Raw genomic sequence first — 263 nt, 5'->3', positions numbered from 1 at the left:
GAAATAAAGCCAATATTAGCGGGTGAAACGGAATTTTTAAGCCTTTATAGCGAATATATGAGTAGTAACTTTAGAGGTATCGTAATACTTATACCCGATTGGCACTCTTCACCTACCAATAATTCAGGTATGAGTTACTTGCGCAAAGAGCTTAATAATTTAGGCTACAGCACCTACGCAATGACAGTACCCGACATTGATTGGCAAGCAAGTAAAATGGCCGAAGCAACGCCTAATGAAGCAGAAACAGCCCCTAGTAAAGC

General features: G+C 40.3%; 1 protein-coding gene. It reads left to right on the top strand.

Annotation, left to right across the window (positions count from 1 at the left end; all coding sequences use genetic code 11):
- Positions 1 to 57: 57 nt before the first annotated feature.
- Positions 58 to 263: DUF3530 family protein (locus tag AAEY83_RS16040; protein WP_351060573.1), on the top strand; the 206-nt coding region annotated here is incomplete at its 3' end.

Source organism: Psychrobacter sp. TB20-MNA-CIBAN-0197 (assembly GCF_040309765.1).
GTDB lineage: Bacteria > Pseudomonadota > Gammaproteobacteria > Pseudomonadales > Moraxellaceae > Psychrobacter > Psychrobacter submarinus.
This window is presented reverse-complemented; position numbering and strand designations above follow the sequence as displayed.